A 25,900-nucleotide genomic window follows, 5' to 3' on the forward strand; every position below is an offset into this window, starting at 1 on the left:
CCCCGCAAAACGGCGAAATCACGCATCAGGTTAACGAAACCCCCATGATATTCTCCAGTTCGCGCGCAGCAATAACTTCCGCCAGCGCCACGAGCCCTAGGGTCGCAATTCGGATCATCACCGGGCCACCCATGACGGTTCTCAGGATGCACCACATGAGAAAGAGCGTTGCAAACAGAAGGATTGCCGCCAGCGCGAGCGCGCCGTAGCTGGCAAGCGTGGCATAGCCGCCCTGCTGATCAGACAGGAAAGCAACAGGCGCGAGAATGAAATAGGCCGCATAGGTGAGCGGCACGATGAGCCAGTTGCGCACCACGATCAGAATCCGCACGAGCGGCATGAAGCGCAGAACGAAGCCGAGGGCGATGAGCGCCACGGCCGGCACGATCCATTGGGCCGCTTCGAGAACCAGCATCTTCAGGAAAAAGATGAAGGAATAGTCCTCACGTTGAGGGAAATGGCGAAGGTATTCCATCCGCCGGAAGATCCAGCCGACAATTAGCGCCGGCGCGCACCAGGCGACTGCCCAGAACGAACGCAGCACGCCCTCGTCCGAAATGTCGAACGGCCGCAAACCGCGCGCATCGCCGCGGATCAGCAGCCAGAGGCCGCCGAGGTAGAGCCTGACTTCATGATAGGAGGGCATTATCGAACCAGCGGGAGAGGAAGGTCCCATAGATTTGGGTAAGCGTCTCCAGATCGGCAAGGGCCACGCGCTCGTCGATCATGTGCATGGTCTGGCCGACCAGGCCGAATTCCACAACGGGGCAATAATCCTTGATGAACCGGGCATCAGACGTACCGCCCGTCGTAGAGAGCTTCGGCACCTTGCCGGTCACGCTCTCGACAGCGCCGGAAAGCGACGCGATCAGAGCGTTGTTGCGGGTCAGGAACACGTGGCTTGGGCGTTCCGCCCAGATGATCTCGTAACGCGCCGGTTCCCGATCCGGGCGAAGCGGACTGCCGACCGCTGCCGCATCCAGCCGTCGGACGATCTCCGCCTTGACGGTGTCGGCCGTCCAGGTGTCGTTGAAACGGATGTTGAACGCGAAACTGGCTTTTGCCGGAATGACGTTGGTCGCCGGATTGCCGACATCTATGGATGTCACTTCCAGGTTGGAGGCCGGGAATTCCGCCGTGCCGCCGTCGAAGGGCGGGTCCATCAGGGCAGATGCAAGCGGCAGCAGGCCGCGCACCGGATTGTCGGCCAGATGCGGATAGGCCGCGTGGCCCTGGACGCCGAAGACGGTGACCTTGCCGGAGACCGAACCGCGGCGGCCGATCTTGATCATGTCGCCGAGCATATCGGGATTGGTCGGCTCGCCGACCAGGCAGGCATCCCAGGTCTCGCCCCGTTCAGCGGTCCATCTGAGCAGCTTCTCGGTCCCGTTGACCGCCGGGCCTTCCTCATCGCCGGTAATCAGGAAGGAGATCGAGCCTTTTGGCGCGCCATGTTGCTCTATGTGGCGGGCGACGGCGGCGACGAAACAGGCGATCCCACCTTTCATGTCCACCGCGCCACGGCCGAACAACTCATCGCCGACAATCTCGCCGGCAAACGGTGGCCGGCTCCATGACGTTTCATCCCCCGGCGGCACCACATCCGTATGGCCGGCGAACATCAGATGCGGCGCATCGCTGCCGAGCCGGGCATAGAGGTTCTCGATGTCCGGCATGCCGGGCTCCGTCGCCACCATGCGCTCGACCTTGAAACCGAGCGGAAGCAGCATGGCCTCCAGCGCTGCCAGCGCGCCGCCCTCGGCGGGTGTCACCGAAGGGCAGCGGATGAGCGTCTGGAGATTGGCGATGGGATCGGCACTGGACATGGGATGGGATCAGTCGCGCAGCAGTTCGTTGATACCGGTCTTGGAGCGGGTCTTTTCATCGACGCGCTTGACGATCACGGCGCAATAGAGGCCGGGGCCCGGCTCGCCGTTCGGGAACGGCTTGCCCGGCAGCGTGCCGGCGACGACCACCGAATAGGGCGGCACTTCGCCATAGCTGATCTCGCCGGTGGCGCGGTCGACGATCTTGGTCGACTTGCCGATGAATACGCCCATGCCGAGCACCGAACCCTGGCGGACGATGCAGCCTTCGACCACTTCCGAGCGGGCGCCGATGAAGCAGTTGTCCTCGATGATGGTCGGGCCGGCCTGCATCGGCTCCAGCACGCCGCCGATGCCGACGCCGCCGGAAAGATGCACGTGCTTGCCGATCTGGGCGCAGGAACCGACGGTCGCCCAGGTGTCGACCATGGTGCCTTCATCGACATAGGCGCCGAGGTTGATGAAGGAGGGCATCAGGACGACGTTTTTGGCGATATAGGCAGAGCGACGCGCGACTGCGTTCGGCACGGCACGGAAGCCGGCGGCGCGGAACTCGCTCTCACCCCAGTTCTCGAACTTGGAGGGCACCTTGTCCCACCAGGTGGAGGCACCGGGGCCGTTCTTGACCACTTCCATGTCGTTGAGGCGGAAGGACAGGAGCACCGCCTTCTTCAGCCACTGATGCACCGTCCACACGCCGTCTTCGCCCCGGCTTGCGACTCGCGCCTTACCGCTGTCCAGCAGGTTGAGCGCCTCTTCGACCGCGTCGCGGATCTCTCCCTTGGTCGAAACCGTTACGGTGTCGCGGTTGTCGAAGGCCGTCTCGATAGTCTTTTCGAGAGAAGAAAAGTCGGGGCTGCTCATGGGAAATCCTTAAACGTCACTCTGTATCGTGATGGTGGGAGAGGTGGCCATTTGGTGTCATTTGATCTAAGCGACCGCCACTCAAGCGTCAATGTGAATTGGCGTCAATGCATTTGACGCCGGAAGGATCATGCGAATGGCAAAGGCGAAGAAGGACGGGCCGCGGCGCAAGGACGGGGTCTGGGATCCGCTGAAGGACAACAAGGCGGACAAAAACGACGCCGCAGTCCAGCCGAGGACGCCGCAGACGGAATCGCATTCCTATCGGCTAGCCTATGCGGATGACGAATTCCTCAGCCGCGAAGAGCTTCGCCCCGTGCGGCTTCAGCTCGAGCTGATGAAGACGGAAATGGCATTGGCCGAGCGCGGCATCAGATCGACCGTCGTGCTGTTCGGCGGCGCGCGCATCCCGGCTCCCGGCCAGAGCGCCTGGGCCGCCCGCAACGACACCCAGCGCCAGAACCTTGAAGCGGCTTCGGTCTATTACGACGAGGCGCGCAAGTTCGCGGCACTCTGCGGCAAACACTCGGCCGGCTACAATCATCAGGAATACGTGGTGGTGACCGGCGGTGGCCCCGGCGTCATGGAGGCTGGCAACCGCGGTGCGGCGGAAGCCGGTGCCCCGAGCATCGGGCTCAACATCATGCTGCCGCACGAGCAGGCACCCAACCGCTTCGTAACGCCGGAACTCAGCTTCAACTTCCACTATTTCGCCATCCGCAAGATGCATTTCATGATGCGGGCGAAGGCAGTCGTTGTCTTCCCCGGCGGGTTCGGCACGCTGGACGAAATGTTCGAGGCGCTCACCCTCATCCAGACCAAGCGCATGGAGCCCATACCGCTCATCCTGTTCAGCGAATCCTTCTGGCGCGGCATCATCAACTTTGGCGCGCTCGCGGAGTTTGGCACCATCGCGCCGGATGACCTGAGCCTCATCAGTTTTGTTGAAACTTCGGAACAGGCTTGGAAGATCATCTCGGATTTTTACGAGCATTGAAAAATAAAAGAACCCGCCCCTTGGGGAAGGGGCGGGTCCTTTGGACGACTGTCGGAGCTAGTTCCAAGGGGGCGGAGAACTAGAGGGGGCGGTCCGGCAGGTCGTCGATGGAGATGGTTCCATCCTTGTTGGTATCCATGCGGGCGAACAGCTTGTCGGATGCGGTGGTGGCTTCCGTCTTGGTGATCTTGCCGTCCTTGTCTTCATCGACCATGCGGAACATGCCCCGGCCCATCATCTGACGGCCGTGCGGGCCTTCCCACCGAGCGTCTTCGCGGCGCCCGCCGTGGCGGCCCTGACCATCATGGTTCCATGCGGAATGATCGCGGTCCCGACGGTGGTCATCACGCCGGTCGGCCATGTTACGGTCGGCCATTTTATCGTCGGATTGGTCGTCCTTCGGGTCTGTGGCATTGGCCACCTCGGGCTGATGGGTCTTGCGGAACTCTTCCATCTTCGCCTGACGATAGTCGAACATCTCGCCGCGGGTCAGTGAGCCGTCCTTGTTGGCGTCGATCGCGGTGAAGAGCTTGTCCTGAAATGCCGTCATCTCGTCCTTGGAGATTTTGCCGTCCTTGTCGGCATCGGCATTCTTCAGGAGGCGCACGAACATCACGTCCTGCATCATCGCGCGGCCGGGACCACCATGGCGGCCGGGACCATCACGCCCTGGAGCTGCAAAGGCAGGAATGGCTGCGCCGGCGATCAGCGCTGCTCCAAGGGTCGCCAGAACGATCTTCTTCGCGGTCATTGCGGTGGTCCTTCAGGTTGTTTCGATAGCCTGAAGATAGAACCTGCAACGGTCAAAACCACTTAAACATCCGTAATGTGGATGAATTTTTAGTAATGCCGATAAAACCTTAGCCGATATTGAGGCCGTTGAGGAAGCCTGTCAGATCGTCCGTGACGTAGTCGATATGATCGTCCTCGTCGCTAAGCTTTTCCCAACGTTCCATCAGCACGGCGTCCAGGTTGCGCGGCACGAGGAGGATGGTGCGCATGCCGAGCGCCTTCGGCACCTGCAGGTTGCGCGGCAGATCCTCGAACATCGCGGCTTTTTGCGTATCGACCCGGTGCAGGCTGGCGAACTTGTCGTAAGTCGCGCCTGCCGGCTTCGGCACGTAGTCGGCCGCGACGATGTCGAATATGTCGTCGAAATTGTCGAGAATGCCGAGTGCCCTGGCGGCGGCTTCAGCATGCGGCACGCTGCCATTGGTGAAGATGAACTTGCGGCCGGGAAGCGCCTTGATCGCCTCGCCGAGTTCCGGATGCGGCAACAGCGCCGAATAGTCGATCGCATGCGCCTGTTCGAGAAACCCGTCCGGCTCGATGCCGTGGTTCAGCATCAGGCCCTGCAGCGTCGTGCCGTGCTCGTGGTAATAGCGCTTCTGCAGGGCTTTCGCTTCTGCCGGCTCGAGCTGCAGCAGTTCCTGCACATAGGCCGTCATGTTCTTGTCGATCTGCGCGAACAGATTGATGTGATGCGGATAAAGCGTGTTGTCGAGATCGAACACCCAGTCGCGGACATGGGCGAAATCGACGGGATCGGGCGAGGTCTGCGGCTTTTTTTCCATGGCCGCTTTATGCACCGGCTCGGCGGCAAAGAAAACGAAAAAGACGAACGCTTTCGGCCTGAGCCGGCCTTGGCGATCTGCCGGAACGCGTGATACCGCCAGCATATGGAACTCTGGATCCCCATCACCATCGCCGCCGCCTTTCTGCAGAACCTGCGCTCTGCCCTCCAGAAGCATCTGCAGGGTTCGCTTGGCACGCGGGGAGCGAGCTTCGTGCGCTTCGGCTACGGTTTTCCGATCGCGATCCTCTATGTCCTCTGCCTTCACAATATCGCCGGTTATCCGTTCCCGGCACTGAACTGGACCTTCGCTCTTTGGGCGGTGATCGGCGGCCTGGCGCAGATCTTTGCGACCATGATGCTGGTGCATCTCTTTTCGCTCAGGAATTTTGCGGTCGGGACGGCCTATTCCAAGACCGAGCCGGTGCAGGCCGCCATATTCGGCTTCATCCTGCTCGGCGAAAAGCTGACGCCAGGCTCAGTCGCCGCGATCATCGTCGGCGTGATCGGCGTGATGACGATCTCGACGGCGCGCATGCCGCTCTCCTGGCGCAACATGCTGGTCGCGCTGACCAGCCGCACCGCCCTGATCGGCATAGCCTCCGGCGCCGTCTTCGGTATTTCGGCGGTTTCCTACCGTAGCGCTTCGCTGTCGCTTGGCGGTCCCGGACCGGTTATGGAGGCCGCGGTGACGCTCGCCTGCGTCACGACTTTCCAGACGGCCTTCATGCTGGTCTGGATGTTCTGGAAGGACAAGCGCGAGATCGTCCAGGTCGTTCTCTCGTGGCGTTCATCCTCTCTCGTCGGCCTGGCAGGCGTTGTCGGCTCGGCCGGCTGGTTCACCGCCATGACCCTGCAGCAGGTGGCCTATGTCCGCGCGCTCGGGCAGATCGAGCTCGTCTTCACCTTCATGGCGTCCTATTTCCTCTTCCATGAACGGGTGAACCGCATGGAAGTGTTCGGCTGCCTCTTGATCGTCGGCGGCATCCTCGGGTTGCTCTTTTCCTGATCGACGCCCGATTTGCGGCGGCGTCCGTCATAGAAACCGGTTAGGATATTCCGATCAACGGGAGGATCATTCATGCCACAGAAAGACAAGGCAGCCGCGTTCGCAGCGCTTCACCGGAAGGGCAATCCGGTCATCATCTACAACATCTGGGACGCCGGCACCGCCAAGGCGGTTGCGGAGGCTGGGGCGAAGGCGCTCGGCACCGGAAGCTGGTCGGTCGCCGCAGCGCAAGGCTATGCCGACGGCGAGAACCTGCCGCTCGACGCCTTGCTCGCCACGGCGAAATCGATCGCCGCAGCGATCGACCTTCCCTTGTCGGTGGATTTTGAGGGCGGTTATGCGGAGGATCCGACCGAACTGGCGGCAAATGTCGCCAGGGTGATCGATGCCGGCGCGATCGGCATCAATTTCGAGGATCAGGTGGTCGGCGGCAGCGGTATCTATCCGGTGGAGAAGCAGGCCGAGCGCATTCGTGCCATCCGGGCCTTGGCAGACACCCGTGATATGCCGTTCTTCATCAACGCCCGCACCGACCTCTTCCTGCAGGAAGGCGACCGGACGAAGCATGCAGCACTTCTCGATCAGGCGATCGAACGTGCCAAAGCCTATGCCGAGGCTGGGGGCAACGGGTTCTTCGCACCCGGACTGGCCGATGAGGCGTTGATCGAGACGCTCTGCAAGGCCTCGCCGCTTCCGGTCAACATCATGATGTTCGGTGGCGTACCGTCGCCGAAACGCCTCGGTGAACTCGGGGTTGCCCGGGTCAGTTACGGGCCGGGGCCGTATCGGGCGATGATGGCGAAGCTGAAGGAAGACGCCGCGGCGGTTTTCACCGCCGCCGGCTGAGCCTTGAAGCCGTCCGCGATCAGGGAACGATCAGGGTGCCGGCGCCGTGCTCGGTGAAGATTTCGAGCAGCACCGAGTGGGCCGTCTTGCCGTTCAGGATGACGACACCCTGCACGCCAGCCTTGATCGCCTCGATGCAGGTCTCGACCTTGGGGATCATGCCGCCGGAGATCGTGCCGTCCTTGATGAGGGCCAAGGCCTGGGCGACCGTGAGTTCCTTGATCAGCTGCTTGTCCTTGTCCAGAACGCCCGGAACGTCGGTGAGGAAGAGCAGGCGGGTGGCGCTGAGCGCGCCGGCGATGGCGCCCGCGAACGTGTCGGCATTGATGTTGTAGGTCGCGCCGTCGCGGCCTGGGGCGACCGGAGCGATGACCGGGATCATTTCCGATTTGGCGAGCAGGTCGAGCAAGGTGCGGTCGACTTCCACCACTTCACCGACGAAACCGAGGTCGAGGACCCGCTCGATATTGCTGTCCGGATCGATGATGGTCTTCTTGGCCTTTTCGGCAAAGACCATGTTGCCGTCCTTGCCGCAAAGGCCGATCGCCCATTCGCCGGTCTGGTTGATCAGCGCGACGATTTCCTTGTTGATCGAGCCGGCGAGAACCATTTCGACAATCTCGACGGTCTTCTGGTCGGTGACGCGCAGGCCGGCTTCGAATTTGGACTCGATGCCCATCTTCGTCAGCATGGCGCCGATCTGCGGGCCGCCGCCATGCACGACGATCGGGTTGACGCCGGATTGCTTGAGAAGCGCGATATCCGCGGCGAACGCCTTGCCGAGTTCGGTGTCGCCCATGGCGTGGCCGCCGTATTTCACGACGATCGTCTTGTTTTCGTAACGCTGCATATAGGGCAGCGCCTGTGCCAGAAGCTTGGCCTGAAGTTCGCTTTCGGAAGCCGTCATCGGATACCCCTGAATAATAAGTGGGGCCTTTTAGCGCATGTTTCTGACAGAGGAAATAATCAGTCCGCGAGATTGTCGTCCAATCGACGTGCCGGCGCCGGATAAATGGTGGTCGTATTCCGGCAAATACCCTTCGCGGGAAGGCCCAGACATTGCAGTTTGCAAATGGCCCGACAGATATAGGCAAATAAAAACAGCAGCTTGAAAGTTTAACGGCGGTTTTGCCGTCAGCGTTGAAACTCTTCTTCCCGGCCTTCCGTCTCTTGTGATGTCTCCGCCGATGTCGGGACGCCATGCCTTGGGAGGCGCGCATCCGCGCCGGGGCAATTAGTTTCGTTGAGAGGAAGCCATCATGTTCAAGACCGCATTCCGCACGCTCGCTGTCGCCACCGTTCTGTCCGCCACCGCCGTGGCCGTTTTTGCCGCCAATCCGAAGGTCGGCGGCGCGGCGATGTACGAAGACAAGAACATCGTCGAAAATGCCGTGAACTCCAAGGACCACACGACGCTCGTCGCGGCCGTCAAGGCTGCCGGCCTGGTGGAGACGCTCCAAGGCAAGGGTCCGTACACGGTTTTTGCGCCGACCAACGAAGCCTTCGCTGCTCTGCCCAAGGGCACGGTCGAAACGCTGCTGAAGCCGGAAAACAAGGCTCAGCTCACCAAGGTGCTGACCTGCCACGTGGTCGCGGTCAGCGCCATGTCCACCGCCATCGAGAAGATGATCAAGGACGACAAGGGCACCCATGACGTCAAGACCGTCGGCGGCTGCATCCTGAAAGCCAAGGAAAGCATGGGCAAGATCACGCTCACCGACGAAACGGGCGGCGTGTCGAATGTCACGATCGCCGACGTCAAGCAGTCGAACGGCGTCATCCACGTGGTCGACAAGGTTCTGCTGCCGAAAATGTAAAAGCCGGTCACACCCCTTTGGGGCTTTTGCATCAGGATCCGGTCGCCTCTCAGGGGGCGGCCGGATTTACCGTTTCTAGTAAGGCAGCGTTAGAGCGCCCGGCCGACGGTTTCGGCGATCGCCTGGCGCAGTTCCTCGATCCCCTTGCCTTTTTCGGACGAGGTGGAGAGCACGAACGGGAAGGCCGCCGGGTGCATGCGGATCTTTTCCTGCGTCTCGGCCAGCAGCTTCACCACGGCCGGTTCCTTGATCTTGTCGGTCTTGGTCAGCACGATCTGGTAGGAGACGGCGGCCTTGTCGAGGAGGTCCAGGACTTCGTCGTCGTTCTTCTTGATGCCGTGGCGGCTGTCGATCAGCACATAGACGCGCTTCAGCGTCGCGCGGCCGCGCAGATAGTCGAAGACGAGCCTGGTCCAGGCATCGACGGTTTCCTTCGGAGCCTTGGCATAACCGTAGCCCGGCATGTCGACCAGCGCCATCGGCGGCAGGTCGGTACCTGCGCCCGAATAGCCGTCCGGCACGAAATAGTTGAGTTCCTGGGTACGGCCGGGCGTATTGGAGGTGCGCGCCAATCCCTTCTGGCCGACGATCGCGTTGATCAGCGACGACTTGCCGACGTTTGAGCGGCCGGCAAAGGCGACTTCGAGCGGGCCTTCCGGTGGCAGGAACTTCATCGAGGGCACGCCGCGGATGAAAATCCAGGGGCGGCCGAAAAGCGGCTTGTCGTCCGTGCTCATGTCTGCGGGCATCGGTTCTGGTCGTCCTGTTCTGTCGAAGGGCACGGCTTCAAGGTTTTGGCCGGCAATGTCAAGCTTTCGGGCTTTCCAGCCCCTATTCCAAAAGAAAAACCCCGGACCAGCCGGGGTTCTTCGTCGGTGTGTTGGTGGACGCTATTTTGTCGGCGCTTCTTTTCGTCGGAAGAAGCCCTTCAGATTGTCGAAGAGTTCGATCTTGGCGCCATGACGCTTCATGATGATCGCCTGCTGCGTCACCGACAGGGTGTTGTTCCAGGCCCAGTAGATGACGAGGCCGGCCGGGAAGGACGCCAGCATGAAGGTGAACACCAGCGGCATCCAGGTGAAGATCATCGCCTGGGTCGGATCCGGCGGCGTCGGGTTCATGCGCATCTGCACGAACATCGTGACGCCCATCACCAGCGGCCAGACGCCGATCATCAGCGCGTGCGGCACGTCGAAGGGCAGCAGGCCGAAGAGGTTGAAGAGCGACGTCGGGTCGGGAGCGGACAGGTCCTGGATCCAGCCGAAGAACGGCGCGTGCCGCATTTCGATGGTGACGTAGATGACCTTGTAGAGCGCGAAGAAGACCGGGATCTGCAACAGCACCGGCCAGCAGCCGGCGATCGGATTGATTTTTTCTTCCTTGTAGAGCGCCATCATTGCCTGCTGCAGGCCCATCCGGTCGTCGCCGAACTTGGCCTTCAGCTCTTCCATCTTCGGCTGCATGCGCTTCATGTTGGCCATGGAAGCGTATTGCTTGCTGGCGAGCGGGAAGAACAGCGCCTTGACGACAATGGTGGTGAGCAGGATTGCCACGCCGAAATTGCCCACGTGACGGAAGAAGAAGTCCATCAGCTGGAACATCGGCTTGGTGATGAAGTAGAACCATCCCCAATCGATCAGGCGGTTGAACTGCGGAACGCCGAACTCGGTCTCGTATCGCGAGATCAAGGGCACTTCCTTGGCGCCGGCGAAGACGAGGTTCTTGAGTTCGGTGGATTGACCCGGCTGAACCGTCAGGTCGTCGCCTTTGTAGTCCGCCTGGTAGCTCGCCTGAGCACCGGCGAAATGCGAGAAGCGTGCAACATAGGGCAGCGTCTGCGGCGGCACGATGGTGGCAGCCCAGTACTTGTCGGTGATGCCCATCCAGCCGGTCGTGGATTTCTCGTTGGTGAACTGCTCTTTTTCAATATTGGAGTAGGTGTGTTCGTCGAGGCTGCCGCTCTCGCCCATCACGCCGATGAAGCCTTCGTGGATGACCCAGACGGACGGCGTCGCCGGCTTGTTGTTGCGCAGCACGCGGCCATAGGGCGTCAGCGTCACCGGGGCGGCCGTCTTGTTGTCGACCTTGTCGGCGACGGTCAGCATGTAGTGGTCGTCGATCGAAATCGTGCGCGTGAAGGTCACGCCCTTCTCATTGGTGAAGGTCAGCGTCACCGGCGTCTGCTGGGTCAGCTTGTCGCCGCTTGCGAGCGTCCATTGCGTGCCGGTGCCGGGGGCGGCGCCGATCGATTCATTGGGGATATAGCCGATTTCCGTGAAATAGCCGTCGGTCGTATCGGATGGCGAAAACAGCGTGATGATCGGGCTCTTGTCGTCGACGGTCTCGTGATATTCGCGCAGCTTCAGGTCGTCGAAACGGGCGCCGGTCAGGTTGATGGAGCCGATCAGGGCCGGCGTCTCGATCTGCACGCGCCGCGACCGTGCGAGCGCCTGGTCGCGGGAGAGCGCGGCAGCTGCCGGGCTGGCGCCGGGCAGATTGCCCAGTACGCCACCACTCTGAGCGCCGGGGCTCTCCGGGGAAACAGGCTGAGCGCTTTCGCCCTGAAGCGCACGGCTGGCTTCTTCGGCACGCTGCTGGGCTTCCATCCTCGGGTTCATATAGAGGAACTGCCAGGCAAGAACGATCAGCACCGAGAGCGCGATCGCGATGAAGTAATTGCGGTTCTTTTCCATCATGCTTTCCTGGAACGGGTCTCCTCGGACCGCTTTGGTCTCGGCTTGCTTTCGATACGCTCGATAAGCTGGGCCGTCATATCCGCAAAGGGAGCCTTAAGCACCTCCCGCCGCGCGACAATCACATAGTCGTGTCCGTTCTTCATTGCAAATCCGGCAGATTGCCTCACCGCCTCGCGGAGACGGCGGCGCATGCGGTTGCGTTCGACCGCGTTGCCATGTTTTTTGGTAACGGTGAAACCGACGCGCGGCGCTTCGTCCGGCTGGTTTCTATCAAGGACTTCCAGAAGGAAGTTCCGGCCCCGGCGGGCTTCGCCTGCCCGGACGGCAAGGAACTGCGGCCGGCTTTTAAGCCGCCCGACAGTTTTCTCGTTCTTTGTCTCAGTCGTCATCGCCCGGTCGTCTCGGGCATCTCAGGCCTTAGGCCGAGAGACGCTTGCGGCCACGGGCGCGACGTGCGGAGAGAACCAGACGACCACCTTTGGTGGCCATACGGGTACGGAATCCGTGGCGGCGCTTGCGAACAAGCTTGGACGGTTGATAGGTACGCTTCATTTATTTTAATACCGCGGTGTGCGGCCCTTCTTGGAGTTTGCCGTCATCACGACGGCAAGAGCGCTTCGGAAAAACGATCTGCGCAAGCGGCTGCATGCGTGCAAGCCCGCCGGAGCTGAACGTGGGCGGCTTATAAGAGGACTCCGCCGCAAAAGTCAATCGCTGCCGGGATTTTTGGGCCTTTAGGCCGAGAGCCTGCCGATCTTGATCGGTCCCGCCCGCCGGGCGACGTTGCAGGTGCCGCTCCACTAATATTTCCCCATGAATTTAGGGGTGAGAAATAGTAGGCAAGAGCCATCTTCCCTGTCAAACGTCAAATATCTCAACCGGCGCGCGCGCGGCGAAAAACCATGCCCGCCGGGGCTGCGCAAGCACTTTTTCTCTAAGCGTTTCTTTAATTTCTAAAGGCTAATTTTAGCAATTGAATGGAAGAGAATCTGGGTTACGGGCCTGCCTTCCTCGCATGATGAGTCCCGTCTGGAAGGGAATGAAATGAAAATTCGAGGGAAAATCAACCTCCTCGTCGGCCTCATGAGCCTCGTCGCCTGCTTTATCGGCGGCATGGCTCTGTTTGCCATGGCCGAATATCGCCAGATGATGGTTCAATATGAATTGGCCGCAGACCGGGCGCACAAGGGCGAACACCTGAACCGGCTCGTCACCGCCGTCGTGATGGAATCCCGCGGCGTCTACATGTCGAAGGATACCAAGGAGGCTGCAAAATTCGCCGATGGCATCCTCGTGTATCTCGATGAAATGGGCAAGCTTCTCAAGGAATGGGACAAGATCGTCCCGGCCGACGAGCGTGCCGTATTCGATAAGCTGCTTGCCCGTTCCAAGGAGTTCAACGGCTTCCGGACCGAGACCGCACGCCTCGGCCGGGAAGTGAGCCCCGCCGACGCCAACGTGCAGGGTAACAACGACGCCAACCGCAGCAACCGCAAGGCCTATCAGGTCGAGATCGATGCTATCGTCGGCACCGACAAGGCCGTCCTCGCTGCGGTCAATGAAGAGCTCAACAGCTTCACGCGGACCCTTTTTATTCTTGTCTCCGCAGTGACCCTTGCAGGCGTTGCCGCAGGTGCTGGTTTCGGCCTCTATCTGGGGCGTCGCCAGCTCAGCCATCCGATCACGGCTCTGACCAGAGCGATGAAACATATCGCCGACGGCAAATTTGATACGGTCGTCCACGGGGCCGACCGCGCCGACGAGATTGGCGACATGGCCGCCGCGATCGAGATCTTCCGCAGGAACGGCATCGAAGTCGCGCGCATGAATGCTTCCGAAGCGACCATGCGTGGCAAGAACGACGACCTGCAGGCGCGTATGGCCGCCGTCGTCGCAGCTGCCGCGGAGGGGGATTTTACCCGCCGCATCGACAAGCAATGGGGCGAGGAAAGCCTCGATCGCTTCGCTCGCGACGTCGACATGCTCGTCGGGAGCGTCGATGCCGGAGTGTCGGAAACCCGGCGCGTCGTGAAAAGCCTTGCCGAGGGCGACCTCACCGACAGTATGCAGGGCAATTTCAAGGGCGCATTCGCCGAGCTGCAGCACAATGTCAACGGCACCATGGATACGCTGCGCGGCACGATGCGGAATGTCCGCACCGCCACGGGCTCCATCAACGGCAGCGCCGCCGAACTGAGCCGCGCGACCAATGATCTGTCCCGCCGCACCGAACAGCAGGCTGCCGCTCTGGAGGAAACGTCCGCTGCGCTCGAAGAGATCACCGCCGTCGTCAAGACGTCGACCGAGCGGGCGCATGAAGCAACAGTCATGGTCGGCGAGGCCAAGCAGAGCGCGGTCCAGTCGGGCGAGGTGGTGCGGAGCGCCGTCGACGCGATGGGCCGGATAGAGCAGGCCTCCCGCGAGATCGCCCAGATCACCAATGTCATCGACGAAATCGCCTTCCAGACCAATCTTCTGGCGCTCAATGCCGGCGTCGAGGCCGCCCGTGCAGGCGAAGCCGGCAAGGGTTTTGCCGTCGTCGCTCAGGAGGTTCGCGAACTCGCCCAGCGCTCGGCAAGTGCTGCAAAGGGCATCAAGGCGTTGATCAGCAAGTCCGGCGAGGAAGTGGCCGGAGGGGTGATGCTGGTCCAGAAGACCGGCGAGGCACTGTCGGAAATCGAAACCCGCGTGTTGCGCATCAACGATCACATCCATTCGATCGCTGTCGCTTCCCGCGAGCAGGCGACGGGGCTCGCCGAGGTCAATACCGCCGTCAACCAGATGGACCAGGTGACGCAGCAGAATGCCGCCATGGTCGAGGAGACGTCCGCGGCGACGCAGACATTGTCTTCCGAGGCCGACAGCCTGTTTGCACTTGTCTCCAATTTCGACATCGGCCAGGAGGGCGAGCGCGTCGCCGAGCCGGTCAGGACCACGCGGCCCGTTGCGGCAGCTCCCGTGCGGCCGGTTGCGGCAGCTCCCGTCCATCGGCCGCGCGTCTCTCCGGTAAAGGCGATGACGGGTGCGCTCTCGCGGGCCTTCGGCGGAGGGGCCGTCGCAACGGCAGCGGTTGCCGGAGAATGGGAAGAATTCTGATCCAAGTTCGCACATCGGCCGAATAAGGAAGCGGAGAGGGGCAACCCTCTCCGCTTTCTCTTTTGCACTGCGGCAAAGGGGACTGGTAAAAAAACGCCGAACCTCTAAAATAAGCGATCATCCGTAGGCTCGCATCAATCCGGCGGGCCGGGTATTCGGAAATGGAGATCCGCATGGACGACGAGGTTCATACCTCGGGGCGCTCGGGGTCCTCGCCGATAGGCGTAGGTCCGGAAACCATGCCGCGCCTTTTCCGCGGCCTTTCCGGCAGGCTTCTCTGGCTTACCGTCATTTTCGTGATGATGGCCGAAGTCCTGATCTTCGTCCCCTCCGTCGCCACCATGCGGATGAACTGGCTGCGCGATCGGCTGGATACGGCTGCCGCCGCCGGCATCGTCATCGACGGGCTACAGCCCGCAGATCTTCCTCGCGCCGTGCAGGACGATACGCTGCTTGCGACCGGCACCAAGGTGATCGCCCTGCGCAAGGACGGCACCTCGCGGCTGCTGGCTGCAACGGACACGCAGCCGCAGATCGATGAAGTGTTCGATCTTGCCAATGTCCCGATAGCATCCTCGATGCGTGACGCACTCGACACGCTCATCTTTGGCGGCGGCCGCGTGATGCGCGTTTATGGCCCGATCGGCGACAGCGACATGGTCATCGAACTGGTCATGACCGATGACGCATTGCGCAAGGACATGCTGAAATATTCGAAGACGATGTTTCTCCTGTCGCTGCTGATCTCCCTGATTACCGCCGTACTGATCTTCCTCGCCATCAACCGGATGATGATCATGCCGATCCGGCGGCTCACCCATAGCATGCAGTTTTTCTCGGAGCAGCCGGACGACCCCGCCCGCGTCTTTAGCGCCGATCGCTCTCGGGGCGAACTTGCAGTCGCCGGCCGGCACCTGACAGCCATGCAGGCGCAATTGCAGCGAACGCTGAAGCAGCAGAAGAACCTGGTCGATCTTGGCCTCGCCGTTTCGAAGATCAACCACGACATGCGCAACATCCTGGCATCGGCGCAGCTGATGTCGGACCGCCTGACGGACGTCGACGATCCGATGGTGAGGAGTTTCGCGCCGAAACTGTTGCGCACGATCGACCGGGCGGTAGGTTACACGAACGAGGTGCTGGCTTACGGTCAGGCCTCCGAGGCAGCGCCCCGCCGCCGCCGCATCCGCTTTGCAGCGCTGGCCCAGGAGGTGCGCGACATGCTGGCGATCGATCCGGAGATCGGCATCGAGTTCCTGGATCAGATCGCCGCCGATCTCGAAGTGGATTGCGACAGCGAGCAGATTTTCCGTGTCATCCACAATCTCTGCCGAAATGCCGTCCAGGCGCTGCTGAATTTCGATCCGCAGGATACGTCCATTGTTCGCCGGGTCACGGTCTCCGCGCACCGGGTGGGCAGCGTTGTCAGCATCACCATCGACGACACCGGCCCCGGCATGCCGCGAAAAGCCCGTGAGAACCTGTTCTCCGCTTTCCGCGGCTCGGCGCGGTCGGGCGGCACCGGCCTCGGCCTGGTCATCGCCCGTGAGCTTGTCCTGGCCCACGGCGGCACCATCGCACTTGTCGAGAAACCAGGCCCCGGCACGCAGTTTAGGATAGAAATTCCCGACCGTCCGGTCTCTCTGGAGGACTACCGGGTTCGGGCTTGACGCAAATAAATGTTGCTTCTCAACGGTTTGAGCGAGAAGTGACAGCAAAATGACGTTGCCTTCGGTAAAATCGCTTGCAATCGGAATGCGGACGTTTTAGAGGATCGCCACGCAAGCGGTGACGCACTGCTTGCAGACGCACCCGTAGCTCAGCTGGATAGAGCACCAGACTACGAATCTGGGGGTCAGGAGTTCGAATCTCTTCGGGTGCGCCATTTTCTCCTAGACGACGCCATTCGCGTCACTCCCATCGTCTAGTGTGTCCTGAAGGACAATCTTCCTCGAAATGTTGAATTGGCGACCGGGTCTAGCTGCTTTCGATTGCAGTCGCGGAACCTCTCAGGCGGCGGAGCCGATCCTGCCGAGCGCCTGCCGCAGCCTCGGTGCGGCGAAATCCAGAAAGCTGCGCATCTTGAGCGGCATCTGGCCACGCGCAGCGTGAACGAGATGGACGGGGGCGGGCTCCGGCTCGAAGGATTCCAGGACGATCCGGAGCGCTCCGGCTTTGATGGCTTCCGCCGCCTGGTAATGGAGCAACCGCGTGACCCCGACATTGGCTATCGCGGCCTCCGCAGCGGCCTCGGCGGTCGAGACGGATAGGCGGGATGCGGTCGCGGTCGCACTCAATCCTGGCGGCAGCATTTGCCGAATTGACGATGGAGCCGGCCCTTCGAACGTCACCCACGGCATTCTTCGAAGATCCTCCGGTATCTGCGGAACGCCGTGAGCCGCAAGCAGGGCGGGGCTGGCGCAGGTCACCATCCGCATCGATCCGACCCGCGTCGCAACCATCGTGCTGTCCGGCAGTTGGCCGATCCGGACTGCCATATCGACATGATCGTCGACGAGGTGAACGTTGCGGTCCGCCAGCTGCAAGCGGATGTTGATCTCGGGAAACAGGGCCAGGAAATCGATGACGATGGGCAGGACATGGAGCCGGCCGAACATGATCGGCGCTGTGATGACCAATTCACCCTTTGGTGTTGTGAACTCGCCGGCGGCCTCCCGTTCCGCATCCTCGACCTGTTCGAGAATGCGTCGTGCCGCGGCTACATAGGTGACGCCGACATCGGTCAGGGTGAGTTTGCGGGTCGTGCGGATCAACAGACGCGTGCCGAGCGATGCCTCGAGCTCCGAGATTTTCCGGCTGAGCGTCGGCACCGGCACCCGGAGCGCCCGACCCGCGGCAGACAGGCTACCCTTGTCCACCACCTCCAGCAGCATCGACATGGCTTCGAAGCGATCCATCCATCTTTCCATTTTTTGACAAGATGAGTTCCAGCAATACTATATTATGCTGGATTATGGAAAAGGCTATGCATCCTCTTCAACGGCGCCGATAGCGGCTCTGCCGGGAAGGAGCTCCTTCATGCCCTATGGCTTTCTGGACATCGCCATCACACCGAGCGTTCGGGCCGCACAGAAGGCTATGGGTGCCGATCACATCTGGCAGAATTTCGCTGGCGATCGTGACTTCGATCGCCTGACGGAAAATGAAGCGGCTTTCATCGCCGACCGGGACAGCTTCTACATGGCGACGGTCTCGGAGACGGGTTGGCCTTATGTCCAGCACCGCGGCGGCCCGCGCGGCTTCCTGAAGGTGATCGACGACCGGACATTGGCCTTCGCGGATTATCGCGGCAATCGCCAGTATATCAGCACCGGCAATGTTGCGGCTAACGACAGGGCATGCCTCTTCCTGATGGATTACGCCCGTCGTGCCCGGCTGAAGATCTATGTACATGTGGAGGAGGTGGCGCTTGATGCGGATCCTGCCCTGGCTGCGCTTGTCATCGATGCGGATTATCGGGCGAAGCTCGAACGGATTTTCCGGCTGCGGCTCGAGAGCTTCGACTGGAACTGTCCGCAGCACATCACCCCCCGCTTCACCGAGGAACAGGTCGGCGAGGCGGTCCGTCCCCTTCGGGACCGACTAGCCGAGCTCGAATCCGAAAACGCTGAATTGCGCGCCCGCCTTGCCATCCATGGAGATACCCAATGAGCGACCAACGTCCGCCCCTGCCGCCGTTCACGCCGGAAACGGCAGTCGAGAAAGTCCGACTTGCGGAGGATGGCTGGAACAGCCGGGACCCGGCGCGTGTGGCGGTCGCCTACACGGTCGATAGCTACTGGCGCAACCGGGCCGAATTCCTCGAAGGGCGTGAGGCGATCGTCGGCTTCCTCACCCGCAAATGGCAGCGGGAGCTGGATTACCGCCTCGTCAAGGAGCTGTGGAGTTTCCGGGAGAACCGCATCGCGGTCCGCTTCGCCTATGAGTGGCACGACGACGGCGGCAACTGGTTCCGCTCCTACGGCAACGAGAATTGGGAGTTTGACGAACATGGCCTGATGCGCCGGCGGCTCGCCTCCATCAACGACGCGCCCATCCGCGAGGCGGAGCGGCGTTTCCATTGGCCGCTCGGCCGCAGGCCCGACGATCATCCAAGCCTCAGCGCTCTCGGCTTTTGATCTGTAAGGAGATTGGCAGGAAATCCACACGCGTTCAATTTGGCGCAAGTTATCAAACGGCGGGCGCGCGCTTTCTATTGATCCGCGTCGCAGGCTGTGCCATCCGCTTCGTATGATAACTTTCTTATAAGGCGAAAATGAATCGCGAGAGCGTGGGCGCGGTGCGTTCCGAAGAGTTGATCAAACCCGGCCGGCTGACAGGGTTTCTGGCTGGCGGCCTTTGGCCCGCGGCGCTTTTTCTGGGCGCTTATTTCCTGCTGAGCATCGCTGTCCGCCTGATGCTGCCCAACGCACTGACGCTGGACGAGGCCGAGCAGGCGCTGTTTTCACAATACTGGCTTGCCGGGTACGGGCCGCAGCCGCCTTTCTACAACTGGGTTCAGAATGCCTTTGTCAGCGTGATCGGCATCTCGCTCTTTTCGCTGACCTTACCGAAATTCCTGATGCTGCTGTTGTGCTACGTATTCTTTGGCATGGCGGCGCGTGAGATCGACGCCCGACCCGCCTTTGCGGCGATGGCGATGCTGAGCCTGCTCACCCTGCCGCAGCTTTCCTACATGCCGCAGCAGGATCTGACGCACACCGTCGCGGTGCTGATGGCGACGTCGCTGTTCCTTTACGGGCTCTTCCGAACCCTTGTCCGGGCGGATTGGCAGGGCTACCTGATCGTTGGGGTCGCGATCGGCATCGGCATGATCTCGAAATACAATTTCGGGCTGCTGCCTGCCTCCGCCCTCATTGCCGTATTCTGCGACAGGGAATGGCGTGCCCGTCTTCTTGATCCGCGCATCCTGCTGACCGCGATCGTCGGCCTGGTAATCGTCCTCCCGCACGCCCTCTGGCTTCGCGGCAATCTCGATCTCGCGACATCAGGCACGATCGGCAAGATGGTCGAGGCCAACGCACCGCATGGCATTGTCCGTGTTGTACGGGCACTCGGCTCGCTGATGCTTGCCTGCATCGCGTTCGGCGCACTGACGGTCGCCATCTTCGCGATAGCCTTCAAAAAGGACTTCAGGCGATCGCTGACCGCTGGCGACCGCTGGACGCGCCTGCTGGGCCTGATGATGGCGGTCGGCCTGCTCGGTGTCGTCTTCGTGATCCTCTTCGCCGGCACGACCAAGATTACGGAGCGCTGGCTCGATCCGTATCTTCTGCCCTTGCCGCTCTATCTGCTTCTGAAGCTGGAACGAGCGGGCATCGATACCACGCTCCATCTCAAGCGCTTCGTCCCCGTCTTCATCGTCATTATGGCTGTGACATCGGTCCCGCTGGCGGGCAAGACTTTCACGGGTGGGCTCACCGGCGCCTATACCCGGATCAACTATCCGCTTGCCTCCGTCGCGGAAGCGCTGAAAGCGGAAGGCCGGCCGGCGGTGATCGTTGCAGCCGGCATGCATCTTGCCGGCAATATGCGGCTACAGTTTCCCGATGTGCCGGTCATCAATTCCGAACAGCCGATCGCCGGCTTCCCCGCTGCAAACGCCATGAAGGGGCCGGTTCTGGCGATCTGGGCCGATGGCGCGCGCCCGACGGGCACGCCGCAGATCGATCTTTCCTCCGTTGCTACGCTCGGATTAACCGCATCGCCTGCCAAATCTCTCTCGCTACCCTATTATTACGGCGACGGCAGAATGCAGCTCAACCTCGGTTATCTCTGGCTTCGTTGAAGGCGGTAGGCAAACCGGCGAGGCTGATATATCTGTTCGGGAAGCCTGCTCGCAGGCGGATAAGGACCCCAAGGAGATTCCGATGGCTGAGACGGAAAAGGTCGCGCTGATTACCGGCGGCGGACGTGGCATGGGTGAGGCGATCGCCCGCGAACTGCACGCCGAGGGTTACAAGCTCGCGCTGATGTCGCCCTCGGAAAGCTGCGAGAAGCTGGCAGCCGAACTCGGTGGCGTCGCCTCGCGGGGTGTCGCGGAAAAGGCCGAGGACATCCAGGCGATTTTCGACCTCACCATGAAGACCTACGGCCGCATCGACGCCGTGGTCAATCATACCGGCCATCCGCCGAAGGGCGACCTGCTCGACATCAGCGACGAGGACTGGACGCTCGGCTCGGACATGATGATCCTGTCGCTGGTGCGCATGGCGCGCCTGGTGACGCCGGTCATGCTGAAACAGGGCAAGGGCGCCTTCATCAACATCACCACCTTCGCCGCCTACGAGCCCTCGCTCGTCTTCCCGGTTTCGTGCACCTACCGCGCAGCTGCGGGTGCCTTCACAAAGCTCTACTCGGATCGCTATGCGGCCAACAATATCCGCATGAACTGCATCCTGCCGGGGTTCATCGACAGTCTCGATCACAAGCTTGGAACGGCGGAAAAGGTACCGATGAAGCGTGTCGGCCAGGTAGAAGAAATAGCGAAGACCGCCTCTTTCCTCCTGTCGGATGGCGCAGGCTACATCACCGGCCAGAACATCCGCGTCGATGGCGGCGCCACCCGTCACGTCTGATCGGAGTATTCGAGATGAGATGGAAGCGCACGATCCAGCTGCTGGACGTTCATTGCGAGGGTGAGATCGGCAAGGTCGCGATCGGCGGCGTGCCGAAGATCCCGGGCGAAACGGTTGCCGCCCAGCTTCACTGGCTGAACACCGATCCGAAGGGCAACGAGCTTCGCCGTTTCCTCTGCCTCGAGCCGCGCGGAGCGCCGATCGGCTCGGTCAACCTGCTGCTGCCGCCGAAACATCCCGATGCGGACGCCGCTTTCATCATCCTGCAGCCGGACCAGGCGCATGCGAGTTCCGGTTCGAACTCGATCTGCGTCACGACAGCGCTTCTGGAATCCGGCATTGTCGAAATGCAGGAGCCTGAAACCGTCGTCATTCTGGAAACCGCGGCCGGTCTCGTGCGCGCCACCGCCACCTGCCGCGACGGGCGTTGCGAAAAGGTGAAACTCACCATGGTGCCGTCCTTCGTGCATCAGCTTGATGTCACGGTTCAGACCCCGTCATGGGGCGAGATCACGCTCGACCTTTGTTATGGCGGGATCTTTTACGGGCTGGTGGATGTCGGCCAGATCGGTCTCACCATCGAGAAGGGCAATGCAGCAGCACTCGTCCAGGCCGGCATGGTGCTGAAGGACCTCATCAACAGGCAGATCGAGGTCGTACACCCGGAAATCCCCGCGATCTCCGGCGTCGCTTACGTGATGTTCCGGGACACCGAAGCCGATGGCACGGTACGGACCTGCACGACGATGTGGCCGGGGAGGGCAGACCGTTCGCCCTGCGGCACCGGCAATTCCGCCAATCTGGCAGCGCTCCATGCGCGCGGCAAGGTCAAGGTGGGGGACGTCTTCAAGTCGCGCTCGATCATCGGCTCTGAGTTCGAGGTGGGACTGGCGTCCGAAACGGAGGTCGCAGGAAAGCCGGCGATCGTTCCGACGATCACCGGCCGCGGTTTCACCTTCGGTCTGCATCAGATTGCCCTTGATCCGTTCGACCCGCTGTCGGACGGATTTGCGATGACCGACGTGTGGGGCCCATCCGCTGGGGAAATCTGAGTTTCAGATTTTCTTGCCGTTGCCGCCCGACTGTTCCATGTCGCCCGGCTTCAGCACGAGCGAATTGACACCTTCGGTCGTCGCGGGGTCGCTCGGACCCGGGACAATGCCCAGTTCCTGCATCTGCATGAATTTATAAGCGCCGAAGACATCGCCTTTCTCGGCAGCCTTGCCGTACATTTCGGCAGCCTTCAGAGCATTGGCTTCGATGCCTTCGCCAGCCTCGTACATCAGCCCGAGATTGATCATCGCATCGGTATTGCCGCGCTGAGCCGCAAGGTCGTACCAGGCGATCGCCGTCTGGTCGTCCTGCTCGACGAGTTGGCCTTCGTCATAGATCGCGCCGATATTGAAGGCAGCCGTGTCGTCGCCTTCCGCCGCCGCCTTTTCGAACCACGTGAGCGCCCGCTTGACATCCGGCTGCGTGCCGAGGCCATCACGATAGGCGACGCCGAGATTGTAGGCGGCCAGCACGTTGCCGCCATTGGCAGCCTCGGTATAGAGCTCGAATTCCGACCGTTCGTCGCCGAGCCGGCCCATCAGCATGCCGAAATTCACCTTGGCGGCGGCATATCCCGCCTGGACTGCAACATCGTAGGCGTTCATCGCCTGGTCGGCCTGCTGGGTGTTGTTGAGAGCCCGGCCGAGCTGATAGGCGAAACGCGGGTTGCCGGTTGCGTCATAGGCCATGCGGCAGGCGTTTACCGCGGTGCCGTCGATATCCGAAATGCCGACAGGTGCAAACTTTCCGTTGCGCTGCTGATCGTAGGGGCTGCCGGCGAGGCGGTCACATTCCGTCTGCACGGCAGAGGTGAGCTGCAGTTTGGCGCGTTCCTCGGCGCCCAGTGAAACCGTCAGGGCGCATAGCGCGACGGCGGTACCTGTGGCAATTGCAAAACCCCTGTTGACTTTCGAGAGGCGGGATTTCATCTTGCGCTCCGATTTAACTGATCATTCAGATTGCTTAACGAACGCCGGAAGCAGGCACCGGTTCCGTGTGCCTTTCAGGTTTCGTGTGCGAGAAGCCTTTGCATCCCGCACATTCGCGTGAGAAGTAACCTGGATCTCGCCTGCTGGATTGCAGGTTCCTCGCATGATCGGATTGTTTTGTCCGAACCATTGATGTTATGGCGGACTGATCGACCACGTCCGGAAGTTCTCCCATGAAAACGCTCACGCTCCGCCGCCCTGACGACTGGCACCTTCACCTTCGCGACGGCGACGTCCTGCAAGCGGTGATCGGCGATACGAGCCGGCATTTCGCCCGCGCCATCATCATGCCCAACCTGGTGCCGCCGGTGGTGACGACCTCGGATGCGAGGGCCTACCGCGAGCGCATTCTCGCCGCCCTTCCGGCAGGCGATCGCTTCGAGCCGCTGATGACGCTCTACCTGACGGAGAATACCGATCCGGATGACGTGGAAGAGGGCAAGAGGAGCGGCCTGATCTCGGCCGTGAAGCTTTATCCCGCCGGGGCCACGACCAATTCCCATGGCGGCGTGCGCGACTTCAACAAGGCGATGCCGGTTCTGGAGCGAATGGCGAAGATCGGCCTGCCGCTCTGCGTGCACGGCGAGGTGACCACCCCGGAAGTGGACATCTTCGACCGCGAAGCCGTCTTCATCGAAACGGTGCTCGACCCGCTGCGCCAGCGCCTGCCGGAACTGAAAGTCACGATGGAGCACGTGACGACCGCCGACGGCATCGACTACATCAAGTCGTCGAAGGGCAATCTCGCCGGCTCGATCACCACCCACCACCTGATCATCAATCGCAACGCCATCCTGGTCGGCGGCATCCGCCCCCATTATTACTGCCTGCCGGTCGCCAAGCGCGAGAACCATCGCTTGGCGCTCAGGGCTGCGGCGACATCCGGTGATGCGCGCTTCTTCCTTGGCACCGATTCCGCACCCCATGTCGATCCGCTGAAGGAATGCGGCTGCGGCTGCGCCGGCATCTATACGTCGGTCAACACCATGAGCTGCCTCGCGCATGTGTTCGAGGACGACAATGCACTCGACAAGCTGGAGGCTTTCACCTCGCTCAACGGCCCTGCCTGGTATGGGCTGAAGCCGAACGAAGAAACGATCACGCTTGAAAAGCATGACGAGCTGGTGAAGTTTCCAGCCAAGCGCGACAGCGGCGCCGGACCCATCACGGTCTTCGATCCGATGTTCCCGCTTCATTGGCAAGTGATTGATTAGTAAATTCTAATGATCGCAGATTGATGGAGCTTGGATCGATCCGGTAACCTTTTGGATAGAATCCGGGCTTAGCTTGGCGCCCAAGATTTTCCGGCGGGGATGTACCCGAAGAGAAAGCTAGGCATGATGCTCGACTACCAATCTCTTCTGCTCGCGCTGGGCGTCTCAGCGGCGTGCCTGATGGTGACGCTGTTCGGGACATGGTATTCGCGTCGCACCGATTCCTTCCTTCTCACCCTTGTCATCGCGCTCTGCCTCACGGTTTCGGGCATTTTCGCCTATAGTTCCTATACCGTCGAGGCCGACGTCATGGGTGCCTCGATCGCCTACACGTTCCTGATGGCGGGGTTCGGCACGATCTATGCCGCATCGGTGCAGTTCCGCAGCGGGACCCGGCCCTGGGTCATGGCCGGTGCCATTACCGCTGCTTCCGTCACTTTCGGCCTGCCATTGATGATTGCCGGCCTCGATGGCCTCGGGTTCATCGTCATGAATCTTGCCACGGCGGGGCTACTCCTCGAAACCGCCAGGCAATATTGGTGCGCACGCCGGGAGGCGCCGGGACCACTCATCGGAATGGCGGTGCTCTACGCCGCCACCGCGGTGTCTTTCGCCCTATGCGCTGTCGTCCTGATCGACGGGCAACAATGGGTGCTGGGCCACGCGCCCGACAACTGGGCCGAAAACCTCAATATCGCTGTCTGCATCGCCGGCATGACCGGTATCGGTGCACTGTCGCTGGCGCTGCATCAGTGGCGCATGGCGGCCCACCACCGCCACGAGGCGATCACCGATGCGCTGACGGGGCTTCTCAACCGCCGCGCTCTCTTCGAGCAGTATGGCCATCGCACTCTCGGTCCGTCGACTGCCGTCGTCGTTTTCGATATCGATCGGTTCAAGGCCATCAACGACCAGCACGGCCATGCCGCCGGCGACGAAGTGCTGAGGCTTTTTGCCGACGATCTCAGAAGCGGCACTAAAATTCGCAACACCGTGGCTCGGCTTGGCGGCGAGGAGTTCGTGATGATCCTCGTCAACGCCCTTCCCGGACGGGCCGAGCGGATCGCCAATGACATCTCCCGCCGTTTCGCCGCTCGCGAGATCATCATCGGCGACGCGGTGCTTAAGTGCACGGTCAGCGCCGGTGTGGCGGTCGGTGCCCCGACCGGCCAGCCTTTCGAAGCCGTACTGGGCCTTGCCGATAACGCGCTCTACGAAGCAAAGCGGGCCGGCCGCGACCGTGTGCATGTCGCAGGTTATCTCCGCCCGGTGGACTTGAACGAAACGCGTACCACCGCCTGACTCCCTCCTTATTTTTCGC

Annotated in this window: 25 protein-coding genes and 1 tRNA gene; 14 read left to right on the plus strand and 12 right to left on the minus strand. The window is 61.5% G+C overall.

The window, feature by feature from the left end; genetic code table 11:
- Window positions 1-25: 25 nt before the first annotated feature.
- The 3 genes from ACSQ3G_RS00295 to dapD are packed head-to-tail and all read right to left on the minus strand — an operon-like array spanning window position 26 to window position 2,690.
- The gene (locus ACSQ3G_RS00295; RefSeq protein ID WP_436108654.1) at window positions 26-646 is read right to left on the minus strand and encodes a hypothetical protein; all 621 of its coding nucleotides are present in this window, start codon (window positions 644-646) and stop codon (window positions 26-28) included.
- The gene (gene dapE / locus ACSQ3G_RS00300; protein ID WP_436108655.1) at window positions 630-1,826 is read right to left on the minus strand and encodes a succinyl-diaminopimelate desuccinylase; all 1,197 of its coding nucleotides are present in this window, start codon (window positions 1,824-1,826) and stop codon (window positions 630-632) included. Before dapE ends, ACSQ3G_RS00295 begins: the two co-directional genes overlap by 17 nt.
- Window positions 1,827-1,835: 9 nt before the next feature.
- On the minus strand, window positions 1,836-2,690 hold the full coding sequence (dapD, locus tag ACSQ3G_RS00305; RefSeq protein ID WP_105404174.1) for a 2,3,4,5-tetrahydropyridine-2,6-dicarboxylate N-succinyltransferase: 855 nt from the start codon (window positions 2,688-2,690) through the stop codon (window positions 1,836-1,838).
- A gap of 136 nt (window positions 2,691-2,826) precedes the next feature.
- On the opposite strand from dapD, the gene ACSQ3G_RS00310 reads away from it, so the two are divergent.
- Window positions 2,827-3,687 carry an LOG family protein gene (locus ACSQ3G_RS00310; protein WP_105404173.1) on the plus strand — a complete coding sequence of 287 codons (861 nt, stop codon included), beginning with the start codon at window positions 2,827-2,829 and terminating at the stop codon, window positions 3,685-3,687.
- 79 nt (window positions 3,688-3,766) lie between these two features.
- Here ACSQ3G_RS00310 and ACSQ3G_RS00315 read toward each other — a convergent pair whose 3' ends face one another.
- Together ACSQ3G_RS00315 and ACSQ3G_RS00320 are read right to left on the minus strand one after the other, a co-directional pair.
- A complete protein-coding gene (locus ACSQ3G_RS00315) occupies window positions 3,767-4,438 on the minus strand; it encodes a hypothetical protein (protein ID WP_436108656.1) in 672 nt (223 codons plus the stop codon).
- 109 nt (window positions 4,439-4,547) lie between these two features.
- Complete coding sequence (locus tag ACSQ3G_RS00320; RefSeq protein WP_436111643.1) at window positions 4,548-5,261, minus strand: pyrimidine 5'-nucleotidase; 714 nt, start codon at window positions 5,259-5,261, stop codon at window positions 4,548-4,550.
- Window positions 5,262-5,366: 105 nt separating this feature from the next.
- On the opposite strand from ACSQ3G_RS00320, the gene ACSQ3G_RS00325 reads away from it, so the two are divergent.
- Together ACSQ3G_RS00325 and ACSQ3G_RS00330 are read left to right on the plus strand one after the other, a co-directional pair.
- The gene (locus ACSQ3G_RS00325) at window positions 5,367-6,269 is read left to right on the plus strand and encodes a DMT family transporter (RefSeq protein WP_436108657.1); all 903 of its coding nucleotides are present in this window, start codon (window positions 5,367-5,369) and stop codon (window positions 6,267-6,269) included.
- 72 nt (window positions 6,270-6,341) lie between these two features.
- Window positions 6,342-7,115, plus strand: a complete 774-nt coding sequence (locus tag ACSQ3G_RS00330) for an isocitrate lyase/PEP mutase family protein (RefSeq protein WP_436108658.1) — start codon at window positions 6,342-6,344, stop codon at window positions 7,113-7,115.
- Window positions 7,116-7,134: 19 nt separating this feature from the next.
- On the opposite strand, the gene argB is transcribed toward ACSQ3G_RS00330, so the two are convergent.
- Complete coding sequence (gene argB, locus ACSQ3G_RS00335; RefSeq protein ID WP_046630503.1) at window positions 7,135-8,022, minus strand: acetylglutamate kinase; 888 nt, start codon at window positions 8,020-8,022, stop codon at window positions 7,135-7,137.
- Window positions 8,023-8,374: 352 nt separating this feature from the next.
- Here argB and ACSQ3G_RS00340 point away from each other — a divergent pair, with 352 nt between their 5' ends.
- Window positions 8,375-8,932, plus strand: coding sequence for a fasciclin domain-containing protein (locus tag ACSQ3G_RS00340; RefSeq protein WP_436108659.1), 558 nt, complete (start codon window positions 8,375-8,377; stop codon window positions 8,930-8,932).
- An 89-nt stretch (window positions 8,933-9,021) separates the two neighbouring features.
- On the opposite strand, the gene yihA is transcribed toward ACSQ3G_RS00340, so the two are convergent.
- The 4 genes from yihA to rpmH all read right to left on the minus strand — a co-directional run bounded on the left by yihA (window position 9,022) and on the right by rpmH (window position 12,180).
- A complete protein-coding gene (gene yihA, locus ACSQ3G_RS00345; protein WP_046664938.1) occupies window positions 9,022-9,669 on the minus strand; it encodes a ribosome biogenesis GTP-binding protein YihA/YsxC in 648 nt (215 codons plus the stop codon).
- A 153-nt stretch (window positions 9,670-9,822) separates the two neighbouring features.
- Complete coding sequence (yidC, locus tag ACSQ3G_RS00350) at window positions 9,823-11,625, minus strand: membrane protein insertase YidC (RefSeq protein ID WP_436111644.1); 1,803 nt, start codon at window positions 11,623-11,625, stop codon at window positions 9,823-9,825.
- Window positions 11,625-12,017: a ribonuclease P protein component gene (gene rnpA, locus ACSQ3G_RS00355; RefSeq protein WP_046664847.1), complete on the minus strand. Its 393-nt coding sequence runs from the start codon at window positions 12,015-12,017 to the stop codon at window positions 11,625-11,627. Before rnpA ends, yidC begins: the two co-directional genes overlap by 1 nt.
- A 28-nt stretch (window positions 12,018-12,045) precedes the next feature.
- The gene (gene rpmH / locus ACSQ3G_RS00360; protein ID WP_080719113.1) at window positions 12,046-12,180 is read right to left on the minus strand and encodes a 50S ribosomal protein L34; all 135 of its coding nucleotides are present in this window, start codon (window positions 12,178-12,180) and stop codon (window positions 12,046-12,048) included.
- A 492-nt stretch (window positions 12,181-12,672) separates the two neighbouring features.
- Between rpmH and ACSQ3G_RS00365 the strand changes: the two genes are divergently transcribed.
- The 3 genes from ACSQ3G_RS00365 (at window position 12,673) to ACSQ3G_RS00375 (ending at window position 16,609) form a co-directional block, all read left to right on the plus strand.
- A complete protein-coding gene (locus ACSQ3G_RS00365; protein WP_436108660.1) occupies window positions 12,673-14,724 on the plus strand; it encodes a methyl-accepting chemotaxis protein in 2,052 nt (683 codons plus the stop codon).
- Between the two features lie 239 nt (window positions 14,725-14,963).
- The gene (locus ACSQ3G_RS00370) at window positions 14,964-16,394 is read left to right on the plus strand and encodes a sensor histidine kinase (RefSeq protein ID WP_436111645.1); all 1,431 of its coding nucleotides are present in this window, start codon (window positions 14,964-14,966) and stop codon (window positions 16,392-16,394) included.
- 138 nt (window positions 16,395-16,532) lie between these two features.
- Window positions 16,533-16,609, plus strand: a tRNA-Arg gene (locus tag ACSQ3G_RS00375).
- A gap of 124 nt (window positions 16,610-16,733) precedes the next feature.
- Here the strand turns inward: ACSQ3G_RS00375 and ACSQ3G_RS00380 are convergent.
- Window positions 16,734-17,642 carry a LysR family transcriptional regulator gene (locus tag ACSQ3G_RS00380; RefSeq protein WP_436108661.1) on the minus strand — a complete coding sequence of 303 codons (909 nt, stop codon included), beginning with the start codon at window positions 17,640-17,642 and terminating at the stop codon, window positions 16,734-16,736.
- Window positions 17,643-17,763: 121 nt separating this feature from the next.
- On the opposite strand from ACSQ3G_RS00380, the gene ACSQ3G_RS00385 reads away from it, so the two are divergent.
- The 5 genes from ACSQ3G_RS00385 to ACSQ3G_RS00405 all read left to right on the plus strand — a co-directional run bounded on the left by ACSQ3G_RS00385 (window position 17,764) and on the right by ACSQ3G_RS00405 (window position 22,375).
- Window positions 17,764-18,396, plus strand: coding sequence for a pyridoxamine 5'-phosphate oxidase family protein (locus tag ACSQ3G_RS00385; RefSeq protein WP_436108662.1), 633 nt, complete (start codon window positions 17,764-17,766; stop codon window positions 18,394-18,396).
- Window positions 18,393-18,863 carry a nuclear transport factor 2 family protein gene (locus ACSQ3G_RS00390; RefSeq protein WP_436108663.1) on the plus strand — a complete coding sequence of 157 codons (471 nt, stop codon included), beginning with the start codon at window positions 18,393-18,395 and terminating at the stop codon, window positions 18,861-18,863. Before ACSQ3G_RS00385 ends, ACSQ3G_RS00390 begins: the two co-directional genes overlap by 4 nt.
- Window positions 18,864-19,000: 137 nt before the next feature.
- Window positions 19,001-20,533, plus strand: coding sequence for a glycosyltransferase family 39 protein (locus ACSQ3G_RS00395; RefSeq protein WP_436108664.1), 1,533 nt, complete (start codon window positions 19,001-19,003; stop codon window positions 20,531-20,533).
- A gap of 82 nt (window positions 20,534-20,615) precedes the next feature.
- Window positions 20,616-21,323 carry an SDR family oxidoreductase gene (locus ACSQ3G_RS00400; protein ID WP_436108665.1) on the plus strand — a complete coding sequence of 236 codons (708 nt, stop codon included), beginning with the start codon at window positions 20,616-20,618 and terminating at the stop codon, window positions 21,321-21,323.
- A gap of 14 nt (window positions 21,324-21,337) precedes the next feature.
- Window positions 21,338-22,375 (plus strand): 4-hydroxyproline epimerase, encoded by a 1,038-nt coding sequence (locus tag ACSQ3G_RS00405; protein ID WP_046630526.1) that lies wholly within the window; start codon window positions 21,338-21,340, stop codon window positions 22,373-22,375.
- Window positions 22,376-22,378: 3 nt separating this feature from the next.
- Here ACSQ3G_RS00405 and ACSQ3G_RS00410 read toward each other — a convergent pair whose 3' ends face one another.
- Window positions 22,379-23,305, minus strand: coding sequence for a tetratricopeptide repeat protein (locus ACSQ3G_RS00410; RefSeq protein WP_436108666.1), 927 nt, complete (start codon window positions 23,303-23,305; stop codon window positions 22,379-22,381).
- 233 nt (window positions 23,306-23,538) lie between these two features.
- On the opposite strand from ACSQ3G_RS00410, the gene pyrC reads away from it, so the two are divergent.
- Window positions 23,539-24,579: a dihydroorotase gene (pyrC, locus tag ACSQ3G_RS00415; RefSeq protein ID WP_436108667.1), complete on the plus strand. Its 1,041-nt coding sequence runs from the start codon at window positions 23,539-23,541 to the stop codon at window positions 24,577-24,579.
- A 123-nt stretch (window positions 24,580-24,702) separates the two neighbouring features.
- Window positions 24,703-25,881, plus strand: a complete 1,179-nt coding sequence (locus ACSQ3G_RS00420) for a GGDEF domain-containing protein (RefSeq protein WP_436108668.1) — start codon at window positions 24,703-24,705, stop codon at window positions 25,879-25,881.
- The last annotated feature ends 19 nt before the right edge of the window (window positions 25,882-25,900 follow it).

It is taken from the genome of Neorhizobium tomejilense (genome assembly GCF_964254135.1).
In the GTDB taxonomy this organism is placed as follows: Bacteria; Pseudomonadota; Alphaproteobacteria; order Rhizobiales; family Rhizobiaceae; genus Neorhizobium; species Neorhizobium tomejilense.

Bases quoted from the DNA above. Each gene is read 5' to 3' on its own strand.
- ACSQ3G_RS00295 (WP_436108654.1), bottom strand. From the start codon at position 646: ATGCCCTCCTATCATGAAGTCAGGCTCTACCTCGGCGGCCTCTGGCTG.
- dapE (WP_436108655.1), bottom strand. From the start codon at position 1,826: ATGTCCAGTGCCGATCCCATCGCCAATCTCCAGACGCTCATCCGCTGC.
- dapD (WP_105404174.1), bottom strand. From the start codon at position 2,690: ATGAGCAGCCCCGACTTTTCTTCTCTCGAAAAGACTATCGAGACGGCC.
- ACSQ3G_RS00310 (WP_105404173.1), top strand. From the start codon at position 2,827: ATGGCAAAGGCGAAGAAGGACGGGCCGCGGCGCAAGGACGGGGTCTGG.
- ACSQ3G_RS00315 (WP_436108656.1), bottom strand. From the start codon at position 4,438: ATGACCGCGAAGAAGATCGTTCTGGCGACCCTTGGAGCAGCGCTGATC.
- ACSQ3G_RS00320 (WP_436111643.1), bottom strand. From the start codon at position 5,261: ATGGAAAAAAAGCCGCAGACCTCGCCCGATCCCGTCGATTTCGCCCAT.
- ACSQ3G_RS00325 (WP_436108657.1), top strand. From the start codon at position 5,367: ATGGAACTCTGGATCCCCATCACCATCGCCGCCGCCTTTCTGCAGAAC.
- ACSQ3G_RS00330 (WP_436108658.1), top strand. From the start codon at position 6,342: ATGCCACAGAAAGACAAGGCAGCCGCGTTCGCAGCGCTTCACCGGAAG.
- argB (WP_046630503.1), bottom strand. From the start codon at position 8,022: ATGACGGCTTCCGAAAGCGAACTTCAGGCCAAGCTTCTGGCACAGGCG.
- ACSQ3G_RS00340 (WP_436108659.1), top strand. From the start codon at position 8,375: ATGTTCAAGACCGCATTCCGCACGCTCGCTGTCGCCACCGTTCTGTCC.
- yihA (WP_046664938.1), bottom strand. From the start codon at position 9,669: ATGAGCACGGACGACAAGCCGCTTTTCGGCCGCCCCTGGATTTTCATC.
- yidC (WP_436111644.1), bottom strand. From the start codon at position 11,625: ATGGAAAAGAACCGCAATTACTTCATCGCGATCGCGCTCTCGGTGCTG.
- rnpA (WP_046664847.1), bottom strand. From the start codon at position 12,017: ATGACGACTGAGACAAAGAACGAGAAAACTGTCGGGCGGCTTAAAAGC.
- rpmH (WP_080719113.1), bottom strand. From the start codon at position 12,180: ATGAAGCGTACCTATCAACCGTCCAAGCTTGTTCGCAAGCGCCGCCAC.
- ACSQ3G_RS00365 (WP_436108660.1), top strand. From the start codon at position 12,673: ATGAAAATTCGAGGGAAAATCAACCTCCTCGTCGGCCTCATGAGCCTC.
- ACSQ3G_RS00370 (WP_436111645.1), top strand. From the start codon at position 14,964: ATGCCGCGCCTTTTCCGCGGCCTTTCCGGCAGGCTTCTCTGGCTTACC.
- ACSQ3G_RS00380 (WP_436108661.1), bottom strand. From the start codon at position 17,642: ATGGATCGCTTCGAAGCCATGTCGATGCTGCTGGAGGTGGTGGACAAG.
- ACSQ3G_RS00385 (WP_436108662.1), top strand. From the start codon at position 17,764: ATGCCCTATGGCTTTCTGGACATCGCCATCACACCGAGCGTTCGGGCC.
- ACSQ3G_RS00390 (WP_436108663.1), top strand. From the start codon at position 18,393: ATGAGCGACCAACGTCCGCCCCTGCCGCCGTTCACGCCGGAAACGGCA.
- ACSQ3G_RS00395 (WP_436108664.1), top strand. From the start codon at position 19,001: ATGAATCGCGAGAGCGTGGGCGCGGTGCGTTCCGAAGAGTTGATCAAA.
- ACSQ3G_RS00400 (WP_436108665.1), top strand. From the start codon at position 20,616: ATGGCTGAGACGGAAAAGGTCGCGCTGATTACCGGCGGCGGACGTGGC.
- ACSQ3G_RS00405 (WP_046630526.1), top strand. From the start codon at position 21,338: ATGAGATGGAAGCGCACGATCCAGCTGCTGGACGTTCATTGCGAGGGT.
- ACSQ3G_RS00410 (WP_436108666.1), bottom strand. From the start codon at position 23,305: ATGAAATCCCGCCTCTCGAAAGTCAACAGGGGTTTTGCAATTGCCACA.
- pyrC (WP_436108667.1), top strand. From the start codon at position 23,539: ATGAAAACGCTCACGCTCCGCCGCCCTGACGACTGGCACCTTCACCTT.
- ACSQ3G_RS00420 (WP_436108668.1), top strand. From the start codon at position 24,703: ATGATGCTCGACTACCAATCTCTTCTGCTCGCGCTGGGCGTCTCAGCG.